Annotated in this window: 6 protein-coding genes and 2 tRNA genes; 2 read left to right on the plus strand and 6 right to left on the minus strand. The window is 36.3% G+C overall.

The window, feature by feature from the left end; all coding sequences use genetic code 11:
- Nucleotides 1-381 precede the first annotated feature (381 nt).
- From VNZ46_RS05770 to VNZ46_RS05780, 3 genes are all read right to left on the minus strand, one after another.
- Complete coding sequence (locus tag VNZ46_RS05770) at nt 382-1,038, minus strand: hypothetical protein (RefSeq protein WP_325559164.1); 657 nt, start codon at nt 1,036-1,038, stop codon at nt 382-384.
- Nucleotides 1,039-1,083: 45 nt separating this feature from the next.
- Nucleotides 1,084-1,635 carry an RNA polymerase sigma-70 factor gene (locus VNZ46_RS05775; protein ID WP_325559165.1) on the minus strand — a complete coding sequence of 184 codons (552 nt, stop codon included), beginning with the start codon at nt 1,633-1,635 and terminating at the stop codon, nt 1,084-1,086.
- Nucleotides 1,636-1,707: 72 nt separating this feature from the next.
- A complete protein-coding gene (locus tag VNZ46_RS05780) occupies nt 1,708-2,418 on the minus strand; it encodes a DUF4377 domain-containing protein (RefSeq protein WP_325559166.1) in 711 nt (236 codons plus the stop codon).
- A gap of 322 nt (nt 2,419-2,740) precedes the next feature.
- Here VNZ46_RS05780 and VNZ46_RS05785 point away from each other — a divergent pair.
- Nucleotides 2,741-2,814 (plus strand) — tRNA-Ala (locus VNZ46_RS05785).
- 48 nt (nt 2,815-2,862) lie between these two features.
- A tRNA-Tyr gene (locus VNZ46_RS05790) sits at nt 2,863-2,945 on the plus strand.
- A 43-nt stretch (nt 2,946-2,988) separates the two neighbouring features.
- On the opposite strand, the gene VNZ46_RS05795 is transcribed toward VNZ46_RS05790, so the two are convergent.
- The 3 genes from VNZ46_RS05795 to VNZ46_RS05805 all read right to left on the minus strand — a co-directional run.
- Nucleotides 2,989-3,381, minus strand: a complete 393-nt coding sequence (locus VNZ46_RS05795; RefSeq protein ID WP_325559167.1) for a DoxX family protein — start codon at nt 3,379-3,381, stop codon at nt 2,989-2,991.
- 86 nt (nt 3,382-3,467) lie between these two features.
- Nucleotides 3,468-4,280: an AraC family transcriptional regulator gene (locus VNZ46_RS05800; protein ID WP_325559168.1), complete on the minus strand. Its 813-nt coding sequence runs from the start codon at nt 4,278-4,280 to the stop codon at nt 3,468-3,470.
- Nucleotides 4,281-4,370: 90 nt separating this feature from the next.
- Nucleotides 4,371-4,873 (minus strand): AraC family transcriptional regulator (locus VNZ46_RS05805; protein WP_325559169.1); only part of this gene is annotated, 503 nt, incomplete at its 5' end.

The following is a 4,873-nucleotide window of genomic DNA, read 5'->3' on the forward strand; positions in this document are numbered from 1 at the left end:
TGATGATCAGTCTTTGCCCCCTTTCCAATGGGCAACAGTTTAACTGTAGCTGACGAAACCATATTCTGATTTTCATCAGTAAGTCGTCCTCCGATAGAACCTTTACCCTTATTTTGGGCGTGTGCCAAAATTATAAAGGCAAAAAGAATCCCTGTAACAAAAAATGTTTTAATTTGCATTGCTTTTAAATGTCGATTTAGAAGTTTGCCCGGTTTTTCCGGGAATGAGCCATGCAGGTCAGAACTGCATGGCTCTTTTAGTATAGAATTTGGAGCGTATATTTTTATTCAATCATAGTAACCTTTCTTTTTCTTTTATATAGTATTATCCCGAGCGCAGTTTTTCCCCTACGCTATTTAGAATAATTGTAAATAAAAAATATTAAAGATTAAAATCTTGCCGCATATTCAAGGCAATGGCTGGCGGGATATCCAGAAGTCGCTGTTTATTAACGACCAGTAATTCATCTTTTTTGCTTGTATAATAGCTTAGCAAATAAGATTGTCCCTTTCTCAAACACATTTTTTTTGTGGCCTCGTTGGGCTTGGAGCTTTCAGACCTCACTATGATATACTGATCTTCGTCGCTGTTGTTGCTCAACATAACTGCGCCCGAAAAATAAACATCAATCAACTGATTGCTTTCACGGTTCATGACCACTTCGCTATTTTTTGCCAACCGGATATTTAATCCGTTGAACGTTTTTTCTATCGCAGGACTTAGTGCATTATAAGTAAATATCTCATATTGCCTTTCCTGTGATTCTTTTTGTTTAAAAAAAATAAATGCGCATAAAAATGCCAGAACAGCTGCAACAGAAGAACTCAACAACCATAACTTTCGGGTTCTTGACTGCTCGTACTTCAGATTGCTAGCCCTAATCTTTTTCCAGCTGCGCTGCTGTATATCCAAATCTATTTCAAGATGAGGATCATCGAAAGCATCGCTCCCATCGCCATCCATCCATAACAGATACTCTTCCCATTCAGAATCGGAAGCGTTTCCTGCTATGCACTTTTTTAATAGTTCCGGGCTCATTCCCATTTTATTTATATGGTATTCAAATTTATCTTCCGCATTCCACTAGTTTGAAGGATACTCCTTTAATCCTCTTCGGATAAAATTTAGTGCTTTTGTAAGCTGATTCTCCACTGTTTTCTCCGAGATAACCAAATTCGATGCAATTTCCCGATTGTTAAGCCCCTTTACCCTACTCAACAGATATACAGCCTGGCATCTTTCAGGAAGTAACTGAACCAGCTTGTCTACATCTTCTCTCAAAAAGTTATATAATACCTGCTTTTCAGTCGCATTATTTTGCTGTCCACTGTGACGTAAGTGGAACTCTTCCATTTTTTTGGTTTTTCTTTCTTCATCACTATATACCCTGGCGATACGAAAACGAACTGCCCTAACCAAATAGTTTTCTACAGTGTCTTCAAAAAGCTCTAAACTGTCTTTTCTTTGCCATAAAGATGTAAACAAGTCCTGAACAATTTCTTCTGCCTGAAAATTATCAGGCAAATATTTTAAAGCCTGCCGGTAAAGTTTTTGCCAATAGCGTTCGTAGAGATGAAAGAAAGTCTCTTCATCAATTTTAATTCTTTTTGGTGGATATGTAGATGGATCTGGCAAAAGCGTTTTCTAAATGTAGAGGCAAAGGTATAATTATTTAGAATGAATCCAAACAAATAAACCTTTAGCCTTTTATTCCAATGACGACATTCCAAACATCAGCACCAATTTATTGTCCAGATATAGGTTTAAAGTTTGATCTGCAACATCATATCTGAAGGTTTTATCAGACATTAATTTCAACAGATCGCCTTCCAGCTTATTTTTGCTCTCGTCAGCACAAGCCATTAAGGTACTGCCTATTTGTTTAAAGGTGATTGTTGTTGCAGTCTTTTCAAATCCTCCAAAGAAATTATTACAACCTGCATACCCATTAAAGCGAGCTTTATCTGCATGGAAAATTAAAAAAGCGGGAGAATTTTCCTGTGTTATGCCGTTTAGCTGGATCAGATTCCATTTATGTTTGGACACGAAGCTCCATACGCCATCTTCTTTAACTGGTTTTGTCTGTACCCTGTATTTTTTAAGGACCTTCTTTAATTTGTATTGGTAAGCAGATGCATCTGCTGGAACATTTATTCTCTTTGTTCTCTGTACCTGCAATACGTAACGGTAACCTGGTTTATATTTGAAACCAGCTATCTGATCATAAAAAAGCTCCCAGCTTTTGCTATTTTTATACTTAACCTGGTAGCAGGTTTGCGGTGCCACCCCTGTGCAGCTGGCCCGGTCTTCTTTCACCACCAGCCGGATGATATCGGCATGAGCAAATAGGTTAAGTCCGAATAACAAAATAAATATTAGTATTAATTTGAGCGCTGAATTTTTGAATAGCTGTTTCATAATGTATGTGTTTACTATAATGATGCCCATTAGTAGAGTTTTCCATAAAGCACAAAAAAGAAGCCAGACGAAGTGATTGCCGATAGAAATAAAAAAGCGAAACACATCCTCCAATGTGCTCCGCTATCTAAATTAACGCTCTTGAATACATAAACGCATCTAAATGCATTTTAGTTTAAGAGAATTAAAAAAAGTTGAATAAAATTAAAATCAACTATACTTCTATTCCTCAACAAAAAGTAAAAATTAGATCAGGACATATATTTTAACATTTTATTTGCAAAAGCTGAACTTTTACTTACTTTTGCCACCCAAGCCACACGGGGGATTAGCTCAGCTGGCTAGAGCGCTTGCCTGGCAGGCAAGAGGTCAGCGGTTCGACTCCGCTATTCTCCACCCATTGAAAGCTTCAGAAAATCTGAAGCTTTCTTTTTAAGACAAGTTGGGGGGATACCAGAGTGGCCAAATGGGACAGACTGTAACTCTGTTGTCGCAAGACTTCGAAGGTTCGAATCCTTCTCCCCCCACTCAAAAAAGCCTTTCAGTAATTACTGAAAGGCAAATATCAAATCACCTGTTCCTATTAAAGCTGCTGTTCTTGTCCTTGATTAGGATATAGATTAAAATCCAGATAAGTAAGAAGTTATATTCCATCCCATTTCTTCCTCCTCCCACCACAAACCAGCCTTCTTTAAAATGAACCGTCACTATACCTATTATTAATATAAAGATAGTTAACCCTGCTGCAGGTTTTACGAATTTATTAGCCAGCAATAATCCGGCACAAACTACATGTGATATTTTTACCAACCAGGCCAGTGGAACCCCAATTGGTGAAAAACCAATCTTATTTAGAAATAAATTACCAAAATCGTTAACTCCTCCATCCAGCATCCCGGGTATACCATGTGATAAAAGAATAATTGCAATAACAATGCGAAGTAATAAAGTGTCCTTTTCCATTTAAACTTATAATTCTTATAATAAATCAAAATTCCATTAAAACTATATGTCAGAATTGTAAAAAATCGACATTTTTTGCGTGTTGTTTAGCCAGCAGTATAAATAAATGATGAACTTTCAGATCCAAAATTTTGAGTTTTAATAAATTCATATGGCGTCATCCCAGAAAAAGTCCGGAAATCTTTAATAAAGTGAGACTGGTCTGTATAATTCAATTGATAGGCAATGTTTGTCAAATCATTATATTTAGCATTGCCAAGCAATTGAAGTGCCTTTTCAAATTTAACAATGCGTTGAAATTTCTTAAGGGATACGCCCACTGAAATCTTGAATTTTCGCTCCAGATGTCTTTCTGAAGTATGGTATTTATTATGAAGTTCATAAATAAAGCTGTCTTCATTGATCTCATTCGCATTTATAATATGCTGGATCAATAATTCTTGTTTCTTCGAAGCATAAATTTTATGATATAGGTAGGTACTCAAAAGTTGAACCCTTTCTGTATGTGAATTTGCTTCCGCTAGCCGATACTGTATTCCCTCATTACAAAGCAATTGAATATCCGGCATTTCATTGACCAGGTCAAATGCTGAAATTTTAAAACAGGCATGTAAGGCATGTGGAAAAAAACTAACTCCAAAGTGAGAAAAGTTTCCTCCGAAAGTTGACTCCGTATTTTGCGTATCTATTCCACTGATGTAACATTCTGGCAGGGCCTGTCCATCCATATTTCTGATGGGCTTAAAGTTGTTCAAATCCTGAAATATTAAACGGGGATATTGGTCAGCAAAGCTTTTAACATGAAATACAGAAACATCAGATGAAAAGCAATCAAAGCTCCAAAAATATCGCACATATTTCTGAAGTGCTGGTGGAGGGTGATATCGGGTATATTCCATAGCATTGATTGATATAAATATACAGAATAAGAAACGAATCAGTTTATATCTTGTATTTCGAACAAATAAATCTGGTACTTTATCTTGCAATTAATCAATCGGGATATAAAGATCAAGTATAAATTTACGTTCCGGATGTGTTCTGTAATCGTTGTGATAAATCTCAAAACAATTCCTTTCCGTTGTCTTATATCCATTCTTATTCAACCACATAAATAAACTGCTCCAGGTCTTTCCCAAATCTTCCCCTGCAACTTCAAAGTGCCCAACGATAAACTTTCCTTTCTCAATTTTTGCAGCACCAATTTCTCCCTTGCTTTTTATAGGTTTTTCAACAGCAATACAAGCACTCATCCTTACTTTATCCGGAGCTGTAACTTTAAAACTATCATGATAGATTGTCAATATTTTCACTTCAGGTTTATCCAGCAAGCCTTTCTCTCTGGCCCATTTCAAGAGCTTTTCATAAGTAGAGTCTAAATAAAGATGACCAATGTGGGATATACAAGCTACGTGCAAAGCAGGCATTTCTTTAATCTTGATATTTGCATTCATTTCATTCCAAATTTTATGGTTATTGATGTTGCAAATAT

Origin of the sequence: Pedobacter sp. (genome assembly GCF_035566355.1) — a bacterium.
Lineage (GTDB): Bacteria > Bacteroidota > Bacteroidia > Sphingobacteriales > Sphingobacteriaceae > Pedobacter.

Bases quoted from the DNA above. Each gene is read 5' to 3' on its own strand.
- VNZ46_RS05795 (WP_325559167.1), bottom strand. From the start codon at position 3,381: ATGGAAAAGGACACTTTATTACTTCGCATTGTTATTGCAATTATTCTT.
- VNZ46_RS05770 (WP_325559164.1), bottom strand. From the start codon at position 1,038: ATGAGCCCGGAACTATTAAAAAAGTGCATAGCAGGAAACGCTTCCGAT.
- VNZ46_RS05780 (WP_325559166.1), bottom strand. From the start codon at position 2,418: ATGAAACAGCTATTCAAAAATTCAGCGCTCAAATTAATACTAATATTT.
- VNZ46_RS05800 (WP_325559168.1), bottom strand. From the start codon at position 4,280: ATGGAATATACCCGATATCACCCTCCACCAGCACTTCAGAAATATGTG.